The sequence below is a fragment of the Pseudomonas sp. MF4836 genome (genome assembly GCF_002018875.1).
GTDB lineage: Bacteria > Pseudomonadota > Gammaproteobacteria > Pseudomonadales > Pseudomonadaceae > Aquipseudomonas.
Genome location: NZ_MVOL01000005.1, coordinates 334,238 through 350,264 on the forward strand (window position 1 = coordinate 334,238; position 16,027 = coordinate 350,264).

The 16,027-nt window shown below is 63.0% G+C and carries 16 protein-coding genes; 13 read left to right on the forward strand and 3 right to left on the reverse strand.

The window, feature by feature from the left end; translation table 11 throughout:
* Positions 1 to 76: 76 nt before the first annotated feature.
* The 4 genes from MF4836_RS14225 to MF4836_RS14240 all read left to right on the forward strand — a co-directional run bounded on the left by MF4836_RS14225 (position 77) and on the right by MF4836_RS14240 (position 4,803).
* Entirely contained in the window at positions 77 to 2,830 is a 2,754-nt protein-coding gene (locus MF4836_RS14225; RefSeq protein WP_078470813.1) for a response regulator, read from the forward strand.
* Between the two features lie 66 nt (positions 2,831 to 2,896).
* Positions 2,897 to 3,886: a 2-hydroxyacid dehydrogenase gene (locus tag MF4836_RS14230; RefSeq protein ID WP_078470814.1), complete on the forward strand. Its 990-nt coding sequence runs from the start codon at positions 2,897 to 2,899 to the stop codon at positions 3,884 to 3,886.
* 78 nt (positions 3,887 to 3,964) lie between these two features.
* Complete coding sequence (locus tag MF4836_RS14235) at positions 3,965 to 4,402, forward strand: hypothetical protein (protein WP_078470815.1); 438 nt, start codon at positions 3,965 to 3,967, stop codon at positions 4,400 to 4,402.
* Positions 4,399 to 4,803: an META domain-containing protein gene (locus MF4836_RS14240; RefSeq protein WP_078470816.1), complete on the forward strand. Its 405-nt coding sequence runs from the start codon at positions 4,399 to 4,401 to the stop codon at positions 4,801 to 4,803. Before MF4836_RS14235 ends, MF4836_RS14240 begins: the two co-directional genes overlap by 4 nt.
* 61 nt (positions 4,804 to 4,864) lie before the next feature.
* On the opposite strand, the gene MF4836_RS14245 is transcribed toward MF4836_RS14240, so the two are convergent.
* Positions 4,865 to 5,329, reverse strand: coding sequence for a TlpA family protein disulfide reductase (locus tag MF4836_RS14245; protein WP_078470817.1), 465 nt, complete (start codon positions 5,327 to 5,329; stop codon positions 4,865 to 4,867).
* A gap of 126 nt (positions 5,330 to 5,455) precedes the next feature.
* Here MF4836_RS14245 and arsC point away from each other — a divergent pair, with 126 nt between their 5' ends.
* From arsC to MF4836_RS14280, 7 genes are all read left to right on the forward strand, one after another.
* Positions 5,456 to 5,809 carry an arsenate reductase (glutaredoxin) gene (gene arsC, locus MF4836_RS14250; RefSeq protein ID WP_078470818.1) on the forward strand — a complete coding sequence of 118 codons (354 nt, stop codon included), beginning with the start codon at positions 5,456 to 5,458 and terminating at the stop codon, positions 5,807 to 5,809.
* Positions 5,806 to 6,411, forward strand: coding sequence for an NAD(P)H:quinone oxidoreductase (gene wrbA, locus MF4836_RS14255; RefSeq protein WP_020295630.1), 606 nt, complete (start codon positions 5,806 to 5,808; stop codon positions 6,409 to 6,411). Before arsC ends, wrbA begins: the two co-directional genes overlap by 4 nt.
* The gene (locus tag MF4836_RS14260) at positions 6,404 to 6,829 is read left to right on the forward strand and encodes a DUF2069 domain-containing protein (protein ID WP_078470819.1); all 426 of its coding nucleotides are present in this window, start codon (positions 6,404 to 6,406) and stop codon (positions 6,827 to 6,829) included. Before wrbA ends, MF4836_RS14260 begins: the two co-directional genes overlap by 8 nt.
* 117 nt (positions 6,830 to 6,946) lie before the next feature.
* Positions 6,947 to 7,618 carry a DNA-3-methyladenine glycosylase I gene (locus MF4836_RS14265; RefSeq protein WP_078470820.1) on the forward strand — a complete coding sequence of 224 codons (672 nt, stop codon included), beginning with the start codon at positions 6,947 to 6,949 and terminating at the stop codon, positions 7,616 to 7,618.
* A 495-nt stretch (positions 7,619 to 8,113) separates the two neighbouring features.
* Complete coding sequence (locus MF4836_RS14270; protein WP_078470821.1) at positions 8,114 to 8,746, forward strand: histidine phosphatase family protein; 633 nt, start codon at positions 8,114 to 8,116, stop codon at positions 8,744 to 8,746.
* A gap of 223 nt (positions 8,747 to 8,969) precedes the next feature.
* The gene (gene arnT, locus MF4836_RS14275; protein ID WP_078470822.1) at positions 8,970 to 10,622 is read left to right on the forward strand and encodes a lipid IV(A) 4-amino-4-deoxy-L-arabinosyltransferase; all 1,653 of its coding nucleotides are present in this window, start codon (positions 8,970 to 8,972) and stop codon (positions 10,620 to 10,622) included.
* Positions 10,623 to 10,777: 155 nt separating this feature from the next.
* Complete coding sequence (locus MF4836_RS14280) at positions 10,778 to 12,322, forward strand: ArnT family glycosyltransferase (RefSeq protein ID WP_078470823.1); 1,545 nt, start codon at positions 10,778 to 10,780, stop codon at positions 12,320 to 12,322.
* A gap of 10 nt (positions 12,323 to 12,332) precedes the next feature.
* On the opposite strand, the gene ttcA is transcribed toward MF4836_RS14280, so the two are convergent.
* A complete protein-coding gene (gene ttcA / locus MF4836_RS14285) occupies positions 12,333 to 13,157 on the reverse strand; it encodes a tRNA 2-thiocytidine(32) synthetase TtcA (RefSeq protein ID WP_078470824.1) in 825 nt (274 codons plus the stop codon).
* Between the two features lie 271 nt (positions 13,158 to 13,428).
* On the opposite strand from ttcA, the gene MF4836_RS14290 reads away from it, so the two are divergent.
* A complete protein-coding gene (locus tag MF4836_RS14290) occupies positions 13,429 to 14,031 on the forward strand; it encodes a Yip1 family protein (protein WP_020295637.1) in 603 nt (200 codons plus the stop codon).
* A gap of 162 nt (positions 14,032 to 14,193) precedes the next feature.
* Entirely contained in the window at positions 14,194 to 14,688 is a 495-nt protein-coding gene (locus tag MF4836_RS14295; protein ID WP_020295638.1) for a SprT family zinc-dependent metalloprotease, read from the forward strand.
* Between the two features lie 13 nt (positions 14,689 to 14,701).
* On the opposite strand, the gene MF4836_RS14300 is transcribed toward MF4836_RS14295, so the two are convergent.
* A complete protein-coding gene (locus MF4836_RS14300) occupies positions 14,702 to 15,883 on the reverse strand; it encodes a CaiB/BaiF CoA transferase family protein (RefSeq protein WP_078470825.1) in 1,182 nt (393 codons plus the stop codon).
* Between the last annotated feature and the right edge of the window lie 144 nt (positions 15,884 to 16,027).

A 16,027-nucleotide genomic window follows, 5' to 3' on the forward strand; every position in this document is an offset into this window, starting at 1 on the left:
TCGCTACACTGCGCGAGTGGCGCCTCACGGAAGTGCGCGTCGTTCATTCAAAACAACAGGTTGGCAGGAGAGTCAGGTGCTTAAGAAACTGGGAATCAAAGGTCGCGTACTGCTGCTGACCTTGTTACCGACGAGCCTGATGGCCCTGGTGCTGGGTGGGTATTTCACCTGGATGCAGCAAGCGGACCTGCAAACCCAACTTCTGCAACGTGGCGAAATGATCGCCGAGCAATTGGCACCCCTGGTGGCCCCGGCCATGGGACACAAGGACAACGACCTGCTGGAGCGCATCGCCACCCAGTCCCTGGAGCAGTCGGATGTACGCGCAGTGTCGTTTCTCGCCCCGGATCGTACCCTCCTGGCCCACGCCGGCCCGAGCATGCTCAACCAACCGCCGATCGGTAACAGCAACCATATGCTGCAACGCACCGGCAACGATGCGACCCGCTACCTGCTGCCCGTCTTCGGGCGCCACCGCAACCTCGCCGGCGACCTGATACCCGATGAAGCCGACCGCCTGCTGGGCTGGGTCGAACTGGAGCTGTCCCACAGCGGCATGCTGCTGCGCGGTTACCGCAGCCTGTTCGCCAGCCTGCTGTTGATCGCCGCAGGCCTGGCCGGCACCACGTTGCTGGCCCTGCGCATGAGCCGCACCATCAACACCCCACTGAGCCAGATCAAGCAGGCCGTGGCCCAGCTCAAGGACGGCAACCTGGAAACCCGCCTACCACCACTGGGCAGCCAGGAACTGGACGAACTGGCCTCGGGCATCAACCGCATGGCCGGCACCCTGCAGAACGCCCAGGAAGAATTGCAGCACAGCATCGACCAGGCCACCGAAGACGTGCGCCAGAACCTGGAAACCATCGAGATCCAGAACATCGAGCTGGACCTGGCCCGCAAGGAGGCCCTGGAGGCCAGCCGGATCAAGTCCGAGTTCCTGGCCAACATGAGTCACGAGATCCGTACCCCGCTCAACGGCATTCTCGGCTTCACCCATTTGCTGCAGAAAAGCGAGCTGACCCCACGTCAGCTGGATTACCTGGGGACCATCGAAAAGTCCGCCGACAGCCTGCTGGGCATCATCAACGAAATTCTCGACTTCTCGAAAATCGAGGCCGGCAAGCTGGTGCTCGACAGCATTCCATTCAACCTGCGGGACTTGCTGCAAGACACCCTGACCATCCTCGCCCCGGCGGCCCACGCCAAACAGTTGGAGCTGGTCAGCCTGGTCTATCGCGATACGCCACTGGCGCTGCTCGGCGACCCGCTGCGGCTCAAGCAGATCCTCACCAACCTGGTGAGCAACGCGATCAAGTTCACCCGCGAAGGCACCATCGTCGCCCGCGCCATGCTTGAAGAGGAACACGAAGACAGCGTGCAGTTGCGGATCAGCATCCAGGACACCGGCATTGGTTTGTCGAACCAGGACGTGCGGGCGTTGTTCCAGGCCTTCAGCCAGGCCGACAACTCGCTGTCGCGGCAACCCGGCGGCACTGGCCTGGGGCTGGTGATTTCCAAGCGCCTGATCGAGCAGATGGGCGGCGAGATCGGGGTCGACAGCACGCCGGGCGAAGGCTCGGAGTTCTGGATCAGCCTCAGCCTGCCCAAGACCCGCGACGACGCCGAGGACCTGCCGGGCCCGCCTTTGCTCGGGCGCCGGGTGGCGATCGTGGAAAATCACGAACTGGCGCGCCAGGCGTTGCAGCACCAACTGGAAGACTGCGGCCTGGAGGTGACCCCGTTCAACACCCTGGAAGCCCTGACCAACGGCATTACCGGAGTGCACCAGACCGATCAGGCGATCGACCTCGCGGTGCTGGGCATCACCAGCAACGACATGCCGCCCGAGCGGCTCAACCAATATATCTGGGACCTGGAGCACCTCGGCTGCAAGGTCCTGGTGCTGTGCCCGACCACCGAGCAGACGCTGTTCCAGCTATCGGTGCCCAATCCCCACAGCCAGTTGCAGGCCAAGCCGGCCTGTACCCGCAAACTGCGCCGCGCCCTGTCCGACCTGGTCAACCCGCGCCAGGTGCGCAACGAGCCCGGCGAACCCTTGTCGAGCCGCGCACCGCGGGTGCTGTGTGTCGATGACAACCCGGCCAACCTGCTGCTGGTGCAGACCCTGCTCGAAGACATGGGTGCCAAGGTGCTGGCGGTCGAAAGTGGTTATGCCGCGCTCAAGGCGATCCAGAACGAATCGTTCGACCTGGTGATGATGGACGTGCAGATGCCCGGCATGGACGGGCGACAAAGCACCGAGGCGATCCGCCTGTGGGAAAGCGAGCGCCATGGTTCGCCGCTGCCCATCGTCGCCCTCACCGCCCACGCCATGGCCAACGAAAAACGCGCGCTGCTGCAAAGCGGCATGGATGATTACCTGACCAAACCCATCAGCGAACGCCAATTGGCTCAGGTGGTGTTGAAGTGGACCGGCCTGGCCCTACGTAACCAGGGTCCCGAACGCTCCAGCGAGTTTCATGGCAAGAGCATCGAACTGCAGGTGCTGGACCACGATGAAGGCCTGCGCCTGGCCGCTGGCAAGGCTGATCTGGCAGCCGACATGCTGGCCATGCTGCTCGCGTCCCTGGAGGCCGACCGCGAAGCGATCCGTGCCGCGCGCGAAGCCAATGACCGCAACGCGCTGATCGAGCGGGTCCACCGCCTGCACGGCGCCACCCGTTACTGCGGCGTGCCGCAATTGCGCGCCACCTGCCAACGCAGCGAAACCTTGCTCAAGCAGGAAGATGTCAAGGCCTTCGCCGCACTCGACGAACTGGATCGGGCGATAACCCGTCTGGCCAGCGAGGCGCGTTTCAACACCTGACCCAAGGCAATGCCCGGCTCGCCCCGAGCCGCCATGCTGTGCCACCCCTTTAATCAGGATCACTCCATGCGCACGATTCTCTTCAGCAGCCAGACCTACGATCGCGACAGCTTCCTGGGCGCCGACCTGCCACCGGGCATCGAGCTGCAATTCCAGCCCGCCAGGCTAAGTCTGGATACCGTGGCCCTGGCCGAACAGCATGAAGTGGTCTGTCCCTTTATCAACGATGACCTGAGCGCACCGGTGCTGGAACAACTGGCGGCTGGCGGCACACGCCTGATCGCCCTGCGCTCGGCCGGTTACAACCACGTCGACCTGGTGGCAGCCAAGCGCCTGGGGCTGGCGGTGGTGCGGGTACCGGCCTACTCGCCCCATGCCGTGGCCGAACACGCGGTGGCGCTGATCCTGGCCCTGAACCGGCGCCTGCACCGCGCCTACAACCGCACCCGCGAGGGCGACTTCAGCCTGCACGGCCTGACCGGGTTCGACCTGGTGGGCAAGACTGTCGGCGTGGTCGGCACCGGCCAGATCGGCGCGACGTTCGCCAGGATCATGGCCGGGTTCGGGTGCCAACTGCTGGCCTATGATCCCTACCCCAACCCGCAGGTCGAAGCCCTCGGCGCCCGCTATATGGAGCTGCCGCAGTTGCTGGCCGAATCGCAGATCATCAGCCTGCACTGCCCGCTCACGGCCGACAGCAAGTACCTGATCAACAGCCGCAGCCTGGCGCACATGCAACCCGGCGCCATGCTGATCAACACCGGCCGTGGTGGCCTGGTGGATACCCCGGCGCTGATCGACGCCCTGAAAAACGGCCAGTTGGGCTACCTGGGGCTGGATGTCTATGAAGAGGAGGCCCAGCTGTTTTTCGAGGACCGTTCCGACCTGCCGCTGCAGGATGATGTGCTGGCACGGCTGTTGACCTTTCCCAACGTGATCATCACCGCCCACCAGGCGTTTCTGACCCGCGAGGCATTGGGCGCGATTGCCGACACCACCCTGCACAACATCGCCGCCTGGGCCGCCGGCACCCCGCAGAACCTGGTACAGAACTGAATCGACGGACCGACGGTGGCGTGAAGGTCGGCTCGCTGCAAAGTCGCGTGCTAGCATAGCCGCCTACTTGGAGGACCCATGGTCGAACACGATTTCCGCTACACCCTGATGAACCCGCAACACACCCTGATCGAGTGCCGCGCCCTGGTGCCGGGGCGGTATCAGGTCACTGGCAACGGTGGCTCGATTCGCAACGATGACGTGTTAATCGTCACGCTCAAGGGCAGCAAGGACTTGTCCATGCGCCTGACCGTGGAAACCGTGCGCCACCTGATCAACCCCCTCGGTCAGTGGGTCGCCGTCGCCCGAGGCCCGGTGTTCGGCGAATTGGCCATTCATCAGTGGCAAGTCAATTGCGACAGCTGCGCCAGCGAATTGAGCTTTGAGTTCGCGGTCGACGCCAAGCTCGGCAACAAGGCCGAGAAACCGGCCGCCAGTGCGCGCATCGCCGAACTGGGCTGGGTCAGCGAAGGTGAAAAGCATCGCTGCCCGAAATGCCAGCAGGCCGCGCAATGAAACGCCTGGCACTGAGCGCCGCAGTGGCCGCAGGGTTGCTGGGTTGCGCCGCCGAGCCGCTGAAACTCCAGCACGACCGCAGCTACGTCCTGGAATGGATTGGCGAGCGGCCATTGATCGACAACAGCCACCTGACCATCACCCTGGGTGAAGACGGTCGCGCCTACGGCAACGGCGGCTGCAACCACTGGTTCGCGCCTTATACCCTGGACGGCGACAAGCTCAGTTTCGGCAAGGTCGGCAACACCCGCAAACTCTGCGCGCCGGCGTTGATGGAGCAGGAGCGGCGCTTCCTGCAAGCGCTGGAAACCGTAGAGCGTTGGGATGTGTCGCCGATCGAGCAAGTGCGCTTCTGGCCGGCTGAAGGCAAACCGCTGCGCTTGTGGCTGGAAGAAGGCTGACTTGTAGCCGCAGCCTTCGGCAGCGGCTACAGATGCCCTGCAGACGTTATCGGGCTACGGGTTACTGACCGCGCAGGGCTTGCAGCTTGGCGATAACACCCGCTGCGGTCTGCTCGCCCATCAGTTGTTCGCGCACCTTGCCCTTGTCGTCGATCAGGTAGGTCACCGGCAGCGCCTCGCTGCGCGGCAGGTCGAAGATCGGCGCCGGGTCCTGGGCCAGCACGGTGAACTTGATCCCCAGCTTGTCGCTGGCGGCTTTCAGTTCATCGCCCTGCACATTATCGAAATTGACCCCCAGTACACTCACCGGCTGCCCCTTGAGCTGCTCGGCCAGCGCATTCAGTTCGGGAATCTCGGTGCGGCACGGCCCACACCACTCAGCCCAGTAATTGAGCACCAGCCATTGTTTATCAATACGCTCACCCGCCACTTTCTGGCCATATTGGTCAACGCCGTAGTCGTTGCCGCAGCCGCCGAGCAACACCGTGGTGCAGAGTGCCAATGCCGCTGCCAGTCGCCTTGCCATGCCTTGATCCTTGTCTGAAAAATCATCTGAAACCGCTGTTGCCTGCGACCCATCGCCTCTCAAGGTTCAGGACAGCCCGCGGCGCAGGTAGAATAGCCGCCACCTAAGGCAAGATGCGACCCGCACATGACCGATCTGACGCTTTATCACAACCCGCGCTGCTCGAAATCCCGCGGTGCGCTGGAACTGCTGGAGGCCCGTGGCCTGGCTCCAACCGTGGTGCGCTACCTGGAAACCCCACTCGACGCCCCGCAATTGCAACGCCTGCTGGGCAAGCTCGGCATCGGCGCACGCCAACTGCTGCGCACCGGTGAAGACGAGTACAAGAGCCTCAACCTGGCGGACAGCAGCCTCACCGAGGCGCAGTTGATCGATGCCATCGCCGCACACCCGAAACTGATGGAACGGCCGATTCTCGAAGCCGGCGACAAAGCCATCATCGGCCGACCGCCGGAAAAAGTGCTGGAGATCCTGCCGTGAGCGACTCCTACGTCCTGGTGCTGTATTACAGCCGCAACGGCTCGACCACCGAGATGGCCCGGCAGATTGCCCGGGGCATCGAACAGGGCGGACTGGAAGCCCGCCTGCGTACCGTGCCGGCGATCTCCAGCGAATGCGAAGCCGTGGCGCCGAGCATTCCCGAAGATGGCGCGCTGTATGCCAGCCTCGATGACCTGAAAAACTGCGCCGGCCTGGCCCTGGGCAGCCCAACCCGTTTCGGCAACATGGCGGCGCCGCTCAAGTACTTCCTCGACGGCACCAGCAACCTGTGGCTGACCGGTGCCCTGGTGGGCAAACCTGCCGGGGTCTTCACCTCCACCGCCAGCCTGCACGGCGGCCAGGAAACCACCCTGTTGTCGATGATGCTGCCGCTGTTGCACCACGGGATGCTGATCACCGGCCTGCCCTACAGCGAATCGGCGCTGCTGGACACCCGTGGTGGCGGCACGCCTTATGGCGCCAGCCATCACGCCGGCGCCGACGGCAAGAGCCCGCTGAACGAGCACGAAGTCACCCTGTGCCGGGCCCTGGGCCTGCGCCTGGCGAAAACCGCCCGGCAACTGGAGAGCAACCGTGGCTAAAAAGCCGAAAATCCTGCCCGCCGTCGAATGGCTGGAACCACGGGTGCGCCTGACGCGCGTCCTCAGCCTGCTGTGCTTTCTCGGCCTGGTCGGCCTGCTGTGCGGTTATTACCTGCTGGTGGCCGACCTGCACGGCGCGCGCCCCTGGGTGATCCTGCTGATCGAGCTGGTGCCACTGCTCTTGATGGCCCCGGGCATGCTCAGTGGCAGTGCCCGCGGGCACTCGTGGATGTGCTTTGTGGTGAACCTGTACTTCATCAAGGGTGCCCTGGCGGCCTACGATCCCAACCGCCAGCTGTTCGGTGTGCTGGAAATGCTCGCCAGCCTGGCGCTGTTCTGCTCGGCCCTGCTGTATGTGCGCTGGCGTTTTCAGCTCAACCGCAAACTGGCGGGCGAAGGCACTGCCAGCCCCGCCTGATTCAAGCTCGCAGCAAGGCCTCCCGCAAAGGATTGAACCTTGGAGGCCATCGAGCTGCCTCAAGTCCCATCGCCCGCGTACAACGCCCCAGCCCCCTCGAACCGATATGGAGAAGGCATGCACGATTACAAATGGCTGAACGAATATTGTCTTAACCGCTTCGGTTCGGCCAAAGCCCTGGAAGACCACCTGCCCACCCCGGCCTCCGACGCCTACCTGCGTTCGCTGAGCGCCGATCGCTACCTGTCGACGCTGGCTTTGCGGGTATTTCGCGCCGGGCTCAAACACAGCCTGGTGGATGCCAAGTGGCCGGCCTTCGAACAGGTGTTTTTCGGCTTCGACCCGGAAAAAGTGGTGCTGATGGGGGCCGAGCACCTGGAGCGCCTGATGCAGGATGCGCGGATCATCCGCCACCTGGGCAAGCTCAAGAGTGTGCCGCGTAATGCGCAGATGATTCTTGACGTGGCCCATGAACACGGCAGCTTCGGCAACTTCATTGCCGACTGGCCGAGCAGCGACATCGTCGGCTTGTGGCAGTACCTGGCCAAGCACGGCAACCAGATGGGTGGCCTTTCGGCACCGCGGTTCCTGCGGATGGTGGGCAAGGACACCTTTATCCCGACCTGGGATGTGGTGGCCGCGTTGAACGCGCAGAAGATCGTCGACAAGGTGCCCAGCAGCAAACGCGATCAGGCCCTGGTGCAGGACGTGTTCAACCAGTGGCAGGAGCAAAGCGGGCGTCCGCTGTGCCAGCTTTCGGCCATGCTGGCCTTCACCGTCAACCACTGACAGGGGGCAATCCCCACTCGTTGACGACCGCACCAGGCGTGGCCCTTTGTCGAGGGCCGCGCCTATCTGCTCCCCCTGCGTCCCCACCCCGCTGCTGGCCTAGCTGACAGTCAGCTGAACTGATCGCATTAAAACGCCATGGCGACTTTCTAATACGTTACTTTTGCCGGGCTTTCGCAATGGACGGCCGGCACGTCATGGCCCGCCGCTGCACACAATAAAAAACCAGCCCGCCGATGCCCTTAACGGCCATCGCCGATGCGCCAACTCCCTGGGGGTTTTACCACCGGCAATCGGCATTCGATTTTTTCACATTGCTTTCACCAATCCCCCACCTGCAGCGCCTTAGATTGCTTTACAGACACCGCGCCCGGGTGAAACCGCCAACTAAGTCATAACTACTGCTCGGCGCAACCGTGAACTTTCGACAACTTCAATACCAGGCGAACAGCGTGACCTACTCGAGCCACTGCCCCTATTCCAGAGAAGCCCAAGATGAACTCCCGGGTTAAGCGGTCACTGCTGGGCAGCCTCTGCGTATTACTGGTGATACTGGTCACCGGATTTGTGGTGTGGCCCCGGACTCCGGTCAACCTCGGCGACCCCAGGCAGATGAGCAACAGCCATCTGTACCTGCATTGGCAGGCCGGAAACGTCATCGTCCTGGTCAGGCATGCCGAGCGCTGCGATCGGTCCAGCCACCCCTGCCTGGGCCCGGAGGACGGTATCACCCTGATCGGCCAATCGACCGCCATTGCGCTGGGCCACGCTTACCGCGCGCTGGGCATGGCCAATGCCGAGATCCTAAGCAGCCCCCTGACCCGCACCTTGCAGACCTCGCAGTACATGTTCGGCAAACCCGCGCAGGCCCAGCCCTGGCTGTCCAGTTGCGGCCCGACATTGAAAAGCGATGTGCTGGCGCATAAACAGCCGCGGCACAACCTGATACTGATCACTCACAGCGGCTGTATCAGCGACCTGGAAAAACAACTGGGTTACGAACACGCCCTGGCCAGCGAGTACAGCAGTTCGTTGTTTCTTGCAGTGGAGCCCGATGGACAGTTGAAAGTACTGGGAATAATGAACAGTGAACACTGGCCGCCGACACTCAACAACGTCCAGCAGTAACTTGCAGAACTTTTTAAACATTCGAAGTGTTATTCAGCCAATCGACAGCTTTGTTTGAAGCCACTGGTATTTAGTTGCTTTTTTCGCGGCGTGTACTTTATTAGCCAATGCACCTCAGATCCATCACCTGCCCCCCGACACCGAGGACAGACATGCGCATGACTCTACGCCCCAGGCCCAAGGAACGGGCATCACCCCACCTCCAGCGACAGGAGTGCGGGGCATGACCAGACGTTGGGCGCTACCGCTGCTGTTTTTAGCCTTCGCCGTGTTTTACCTGTTGCCATTGACCACCCATGGCCTGTGGATTCCGGACGAAACCCGTTATGCCCAGATCAGCCAGGAAATGCTGCTCAAGGGTGACTGGATCGCCCCGCATTTCATGGGCATCCGCTACTTTGAAAAACCCATTGCCGGCTATTGGTTTATCGCCATTGGCCAGGCCGTGTTCGGCGACAACCTGTTCGGGGTGCGCATCGCTTCGGCGCTGAGTACCGGGCTGAGCATCCTGCTGGCCTATCTGCTTGCCCGGCGCTTGTGGAATGACCCGCGCAAGAGTTTCGCGGCGGCGCTGCTGTACATGAGCTTCGGCCTGATTGCCGGGCAGGCCGGCTACTCCAACCTCGACCCGCAGTTCACCCTGTGGGTCAACCTGAGCCTGGTGGCGCTGTGGTTTGCTCTCCAGGGCCAGACCCTGCGCGAACGCCTGTCGGCCTGGGCAGCGCTGGGGTTTGCCTGTGGCATGGGGTTTCTGACCAAGGGCTTTCTGGCCTGGCTGCTGCCGGTGCTGATTGCCGTGCCGTACATGGTCTGGCAGCGGCGCTTCACCGAGCTGCTGCGCTTCGGTCCGCTGGCGGTGCTGGTGGCGGCCCTGGTCTGCCTGCCATGGGTGCTGAGCATCCACGCCCACGAACCGGACTTCTGGCGGTTCTTCTTCTGGCATGAACATATTCGCCGCTTCGCCGCCGAGGACGCGCAGCACACCCGCCCCTGGTGGTTCTACCTGCCGCTGCTGGTGGTCTCCAGCCTGCCCTGGGCAGCGTTGCTGCCGAGCACCCTGCTCCAGGCATGGAAAGACAAGCGCCAGGCCGGCATTGGCTTTCTTTTGCTGTGGCTGCTGTTGCCCCTGGCCTTTTTCAGCCTGAGCCGCGGCAAGCTGCCGACCTACATCATGCCTTGCCTGCTGCCACTGGCCCTGCTGATGGGGTCGACCCTGATTGATCGGCTCAATCAGGCCCGAGGCCGGGCGCTGCGTATCAATGCCTTGCTCAACCTGGTGGTCGGTGTCGGCGCCCTGGTGGGGCTGATCTACATCCAGGTCAGCAAACCGCTGTATGGCCATGACGAAATGCTCGCCCTGTCGCTGGTGTTCATCATGCTGATGGGCTGGATCATCGCCAACCTGCTGGCCGCCTCGCGCCCCTTGGCGCTGTGGGCTGCGCCGGCCCTGGGGACCTTACTGCTGGTGGCCCTGCTGCCGCCCGGCATGCCCGCCAGCGTGGTGCACAACAAGATGCCGGACCAGTTCATCAACCAGCACCTGGAGCAACTGCGCCAGACCAGCACCCTGCTGAGTAATGACCTGGGGGCGGCGTCGGCCCTGGCCTGGCGCCTGCAACGTCCGGACGTGGCGCTGTACAACACCGCCGGTGAGCTCAGGTACGGCCTCGACTACCCGGATTCGAGCCCGCGCAAGATCGATCTGGATCAGATCCAGCCCTGGATGAGCCAAGCCCTGAAGCGAGGTTCGGTAGGCGTGGTCATGCGGGTCAACGACGTGCAGGAGATCCAGGAAGTCGAGCGCCTGCCCCTGGGCGGCAAACGCTACGAGCAAGGCAACCTGGTGATCCTGATCTTCCCCCAGAGCCCGCCATAAGCCCGGTCGTCCCACGGTCAGCGCCTGCCCAACGGCGCTGACCGCCTGAGCACTCGTCTCACCTGAGCACAATCCCCTGCTTGCCATCACCGGCCGGACGGCATTCGCCTGTGAGCCACTGAAACTGGCGCGGGTCCAACCACGGAGCGATCCCCATGCAACGCAGCCTTAATCAGCACAAGGCCCTGGCGCTACTGCTGGGTGTGAGCGCTTTGATCCTGCTGCTCGGCCTGGGCAGCCGCGAGCTGTGGGGGCCGGAAACCCGCTGGGCGAACATTGCCCTGCAAATGCTGCAAAGCGGCGATTACTTCGACCCGTACCTCAAGGGCATGCCCTATTACGACAAGCCGCTGCCTTCCTACTGGTTGATTACCGCCAGCAGCGGGCTGTTCGGCGGGCTGGATAACTGGTCGCTGCGCCTGCCGTCGGTGATCGCGGCGTGCCTGAGCGTGTGGCTGATCCATTCGCTTGGCGAGCGCTTGTTTCGCCAGGGCACCGGGCTGATTGCCGGCTGGATGCTGGCGACCACCTTCTACTTTGCCTTCTGGGCCCGGGTGGCGACGGCCGACATTCTGACCCTGTTCGGGGTGCTGGCGGCGGTCTGGTGGTACTGGCGGGAGCCGGACGACACCCGCCTGAGTCGCTATTGCGGGTTTTTCCTGATACTGGCGGCCACTTCGCTGTGCAAGGGCCTGATCGGTTTCATCTTGCCCGGGCTGGTGCTGCTGCCACACCTGATGAGCGCCGGGCGCTGGAAGCGTCACCTCAATCTGCGGCTGTGCCTGGCGCTGCTGCTGGCCGGGCTGGTCTATATGTTGCCGTTCCTGCTCTCGCATCTGTATGGCCAGCCGACCGTGGGCGACAGCGGCCTGAGCCTGGTGCTGCGGGAAAACCTGGTGCGTTTTTTCGACCCGTTCGACCATGTCGGCCCGCTCTACACCTACCTGATCTACCTGCCGGTCTACACCCTGCCCTGGGCGCCGTGCTGGATCCTCGGTTTATGGGTCGCCCTGCGCCACTGGCGGCAGATCGAGCCCAATGCGCGCTGGCTGGTGTGGAGCCTGGGCCTGCTGATGCTGTTTTTCACCGCCAGCGGCAGCCGCCGCAGCTACTACGTATTGCCGCTGGTGCCCTTTGCCCAGTTACTCGCGGCCTGGTGGCTGAGCCGACGCCTTGCCCAGCGCCGAGCCGCCGGACAGGTCGGCGGGCGTGGCTGGAGCAAAGGCTTCGCGGTGGCTGCCGGGGTCATGCTGCTGGTGTTGGGGGTGCTCTACCCCTGGACCAATGGCGGTGGCGGGGTGATGCAGTTCGCCCAGGCGGTGCGGGCCGAGGCCGACAAACAGGCACCCTGGGCCCAATGGCGAGTGGTGATGGTGGAGGTCGATAACAAACTGCCGCTGTACCTGCAGAATCACGGCGCGCCGTTCTACTACCTACAGGACACCCAGGATTTCCCCCGCGACGGCGATAGCGCAGGGTTCATGGCCTGGCTGGAGAAAACCAGCGGCCAGCACTGGGACCCGCAACGCACCCTGATCCTGGCCCAGTACCACAATGGCGAGCCCCTGCCGCTGGGCTACCTTCAGGCCGATCACCAGGTGCTGCGCACGCTGCCGGACAACGGTGAACGCCTGTTCAATGCCCGGGATTTCGGCAGCCTGGCATACATCCCCGACGCCGCGCCTCGAGCCCGGCCTTGACGGCTGGGGTTCAGAGGTTCAGCACATTGACGAAACGCGAGGCGGCGGTTTCATCGATGCGCAGGCTGGTGAAGTCGAACAGGTTGCGGTCGGCCAACTGCGACAGCTGCACATTCTGCAAGCTGCGGAAGATGCTTTCGCTGCGGCCCGGGGTCTTGCGCTCCCACTCCTGAAGCATGTCCTTGACCACCTGGCGCTGCAGGTTCTCCTGGGAGCCGCAGAGGTTGCAGGGGATGATCGGAAATTGCTTGAGGTCGGAGTAGGCCTGGATGTCCTTCTCGTTGCAGTAGGCCAGGGGCCGGATCACCACATTGCGCCCGTCATCGGCCCGCAACTTGGGCGGCATGGCCTTGAGCGAGCCGTTGAAAAACATATTGAGGAAGAAGGTCTCGATGATGTCGTCGCGGTGATGACCGAGGGCCATCTTGGTCGCGCCGATTTCATCGGCAAAGGTGTACAGCGTGCCGCGACGCAGGCGCGAGCACAGCGAGCAGGTGGTCTTGCCTTCCGGGATCAGCTCCTTGACCACCGAATAGGTGTCTTTCTCGACGATGTGGTACTCCACGCCCAGGGTCTTGAGGTAGGCCGGCAGCACATCCTCGGGAAAGCCCGGCTGCTTCTGGTCCATGTTCACCGCAACGATGTCGAACTTGATCGGCGCCACCTTCTGCAAGTGCAGCAGCACATCGAGCATGGTGTAGCTGTCCTTGCCGCCGGACAGGCAGACCATGACCTTGTCACCGTCTTCGATCATGTTGAAGTCGGCGACCGCTTCGCCCGCCTGGCGACGCAGGCGTTTCTGCAGTTTGTTCTGGTTGACCGTAAGAGTGCCCATGGCGCTGGAATCCGCGAGGTGTGTGACGAAAAGCCGGGTATTTTACGCAAAAAATCCGCGCCGGGCGAAGAGCTGCAACGGCCAAGACTCTTCGGCGATTACGCATTACCTTTACAGCGCGATTTGCTCTAACCCCCCGCAGCCACGCCAGCAAGTCCTTCCTATACTGCGACATAAGGTCGCACACACATACAGACCTTTACTTACTTGGCCTATTGGCCCGTAGGCGCTCCGCTGGGGGGCGATGGCAATAACAAAGGAGTGACTGAATATGATCCATCACGTCGTGGGCCTCTTCACCCACCCTGATCAAGAATGGCGAGAAATCCGTGGCGACCAGGAAGAAAGCATCAGCCACATGTACCTCACCCACACCCTGATTCTCGCGGCCATACCGGCCGTTTCCGCGTTTATCGGCACCACCCAGGTCGGTTGGGTCATCGGCAGTCGAGCCCCGGTGATGCTCACCGTGGAAAGCGCACTGTGGATGACCATCATGTCCTACCTGGCCATGCTCGGCGGCGTGGCCGTCATGGGCGCCTTCGTGCACTGGATGGCCCGCACCTACGACGCCAACCCAAGCCTGGCCCGCTGCATCGCCTTTGCCACCTACACCGCAACGCCGCTGTTCGTCGGCGGCCTGGCGGCGCTGTACCCGCATATGTGGCTGGGCATGATCATCGGCACGGCGGCTATCTGCTACACGGTGTACCTGCTGTATGTGGGGTTGCCGACCTTCATGAACATTCCATCGGACGAGGGTTTTCTGTTTTCCAGCTCGGTACTGGCCGTTGGGCTGGTCGTGCTGGTGGCGATCATGGCGTTTACCGTGATCGTCTGGGGCCTGGGTGTCGGCCCGGTCTACACCAACTGAGGCAGTAACAGACGCCATTCATCTCCTAAAACCAGATCTGCCAACACAGGCCGCCGCAAGGCGGCCTTTTAATTGGTGGGCCGGCATGACCATTCGGCGCCTGGACGATTCGGAAACCCCGGGCTTTGCGGCATACTCGACACCTCTGGAGAGCCGTTAAGCATGCCCGAGCAACTCAATACCCGCGTCGAAGACTGTTTCCAACTCGCTGAATCCTTTTTCAAACGACCTTTCAAACGTCCCGTGGTCAGCCTCAAGTTGCGTGGCCAGAAGGCCGGCGTAGCGCACCTGCACGAGAACCTGCTGCGCTTCAACCCGCAGCTGTACCGGGAAAACACCGAAGACTTCCTCAAGCAGACCGTGGCTCATGAGGTCGCGCACCTGATCGCCCATCAATTGTTCGGCGAACGCATTCAGCCCCATGGCGAAGAATGGCAATTGATCATGCGCGGCGTGTACGAACTGCCGCCCAACCGCTGCCACACCTATGAAATCCAGCGGCGTCGCGTGACCCGTTATATCTACCGCTGCCCCTGTGCCGACAGCGACTTCCCGTTTTCCGCCCAGCGTCACAGCCTGGTCGGCCAGGGCCGGCGCTACCTGTGCCGACGCTGCCGGCACACCCTGGTGTTTAGTGGTGAAATGCGGGTGGAATGAGGCCCGGCTGCGGCTACAGAGTCACCTTGGCCCGGCGTAGCTGGTCGATACGCTCAGGGCTGTAGCCCAACTCCCGCAGCACCTGCTCGGAATGCGCGCCGACCGCAGCACCGATATGCCGCGGCTCGGGCAAGCCCTGGGAAAATTTCAGCGGACAGGCGATCTGCGCCTGCGCGCTGCCATCGCCACGGGGCACGTGGCTGACCAGTTGCCGCGCCTGCAACTGCGGGTGCTCCAGCGCTTCAGCAAGGCTGAGGACCGGCTCGACACAGGCATCCAGGGCGGCAAACAACTCGCAGAGCTCGGCAAAGTCGCGCTTCTCGAACTCGATCTGCAGCGCCTGTTTCAAGGCTTGCTGCTGCTCAGGCCTGGGCGACAGGCTCTGAGCTGCCAATTCCGGCCGGCCCAGGGCGTCGCACAGGGCCTGCATAAATCCGGGCTCCAGGCTGCCCACCGACAACCAGCGACCGTCACGGCTGCGGTAGTAGTCGTAAAAGCTGCCGCCATTGAGCATCTGATCCTCGCGCTGCGGCTCGACGCCACATGCCAGATAACCGGCGCCGGCCATGGCATTCAGGCTGAAGGCGCAGTCGGTCATGCTCACATCCAGGTGTTGCCCGACGCCGCTGTGCTGACGGGCGATCACCGCCGCCAACAGACCGATCACGCCGTGCAGCGAACCACCGGCAATATCCGCCGCTTGAATCCCCAGCGGCAATGGCCCGCTGTCCTGGCGCCCGGTGTAGCTGGCCAGACCGGCCAGGGCCAGGTAATTGATATCGTGCCCGGCACGCTCCCGGTAGGGGCCGGTCTGGCCGTAGCCGGTAATCGAGACGTAGATCAACTTCGGGTTGAGTGCCTTCAATGCCTCATACCCCAGGCCCAGGCGCTCCATCACCCCCGGGCGAAACTGTTCGAGGACGATGTCGTAATCCAGCACCAGTTGCCTGACCACTTCCAGCGCCTCCGGCTGCTTGAGGTCCAGGGCCAGGCTGCGCTTGTTGCGGTTGAGGTAGGCGTGGCTGGCGGAGACCCCATGATCATGGGGTGGCAGCACCCGCAGCAGGTCCATGCGGGTCGGAGACTCGATGCGCACTACGTCGGCGCCCATGTCCGCCAGCAGCAACGAAGCGAAGGGCCCCGGCAGCAGGGTGGAGAAATCCAGAACTTTGAGTGACGCCAACGGACCGTGCATGACCCCTCCTGACTCAAGATCGACTGCCCACAGAGTAGGCAGCCGATGCCCACCCGGCAATTACCGCAACGCTCAGGCGGGCTGACGCTTGCGCTCGAAATGCGGGCAATAAAAAACCCGCCGCAGCGGGTTTTTCATTAACAC

Excerpts from the sequence above, each read along its gene's own strand:
- MF4836_RS14230 (WP_078470814.1), top strand. The coding sequence starts at position 2,897 with ATGCGCACGATTCTCTTCAGCAGCCAGACCTACGATCGCGACAGCTTC.
- MF4836_RS14235 (WP_078470815.1), top strand. The coding sequence starts at position 3,965 with ATGGTCGAACACGATTTCCGCTACACCCTGATGAACCCGCAACACACC.
- MF4836_RS14240 (WP_078470816.1), top strand. The coding sequence starts at position 4,399 with ATGAAACGCCTGGCACTGAGCGCCGCAGTGGCCGCAGGGTTGCTGGGT.
- MF4836_RS14245 (WP_078470817.1), bottom strand. The coding sequence starts at position 5,329 with ATGGCAAGGCGACTGGCAGCGGCATTGGCACTCTGCACCACGGTGTTG.
- arsC (WP_078470818.1), top strand. The coding sequence starts at position 5,456 with ATGACCGATCTGACGCTTTATCACAACCCGCGCTGCTCGAAATCCCGC.
- MF4836_RS14265 (WP_078470820.1), top strand. The coding sequence starts at position 6,947 with ATGCACGATTACAAATGGCTGAACGAATATTGTCTTAACCGCTTCGGT.
- MF4836_RS14270 (WP_078470821.1), top strand. The coding sequence starts at position 8,114 with ATGAACTCCCGGGTTAAGCGGTCACTGCTGGGCAGCCTCTGCGTATTA.
- arnT (WP_078470822.1), top strand. The coding sequence starts at position 8,970 with ATGACCAGACGTTGGGCGCTACCGCTGCTGTTTTTAGCCTTCGCCGTG.
- MF4836_RS14280 (WP_078470823.1), top strand. The coding sequence starts at position 10,778 with ATGCAACGCAGCCTTAATCAGCACAAGGCCCTGGCGCTACTGCTGGGT.
- ttcA (WP_078470824.1), bottom strand. The coding sequence starts at position 13,157 with ATGGGCACTCTTACGGTCAACCAGAACAAACTGCAGAAACGCCTGCGT.
- MF4836_RS14290 (WP_020295637.1), top strand. The coding sequence starts at position 13,429 with ATGATCCATCACGTCGTGGGCCTCTTCACCCACCCTGATCAAGAATGG.
- MF4836_RS14295 (WP_020295638.1), top strand. The coding sequence starts at position 14,194 with ATGCCCGAGCAACTCAATACCCGCGTCGAAGACTGTTTCCAACTCGCT.
- MF4836_RS14300 (WP_078470825.1), bottom strand. The coding sequence starts at position 15,883 with ATGCACGGTCCGTTGGCGTCACTCAAAGTTCTGGATTTCTCCACCCTG.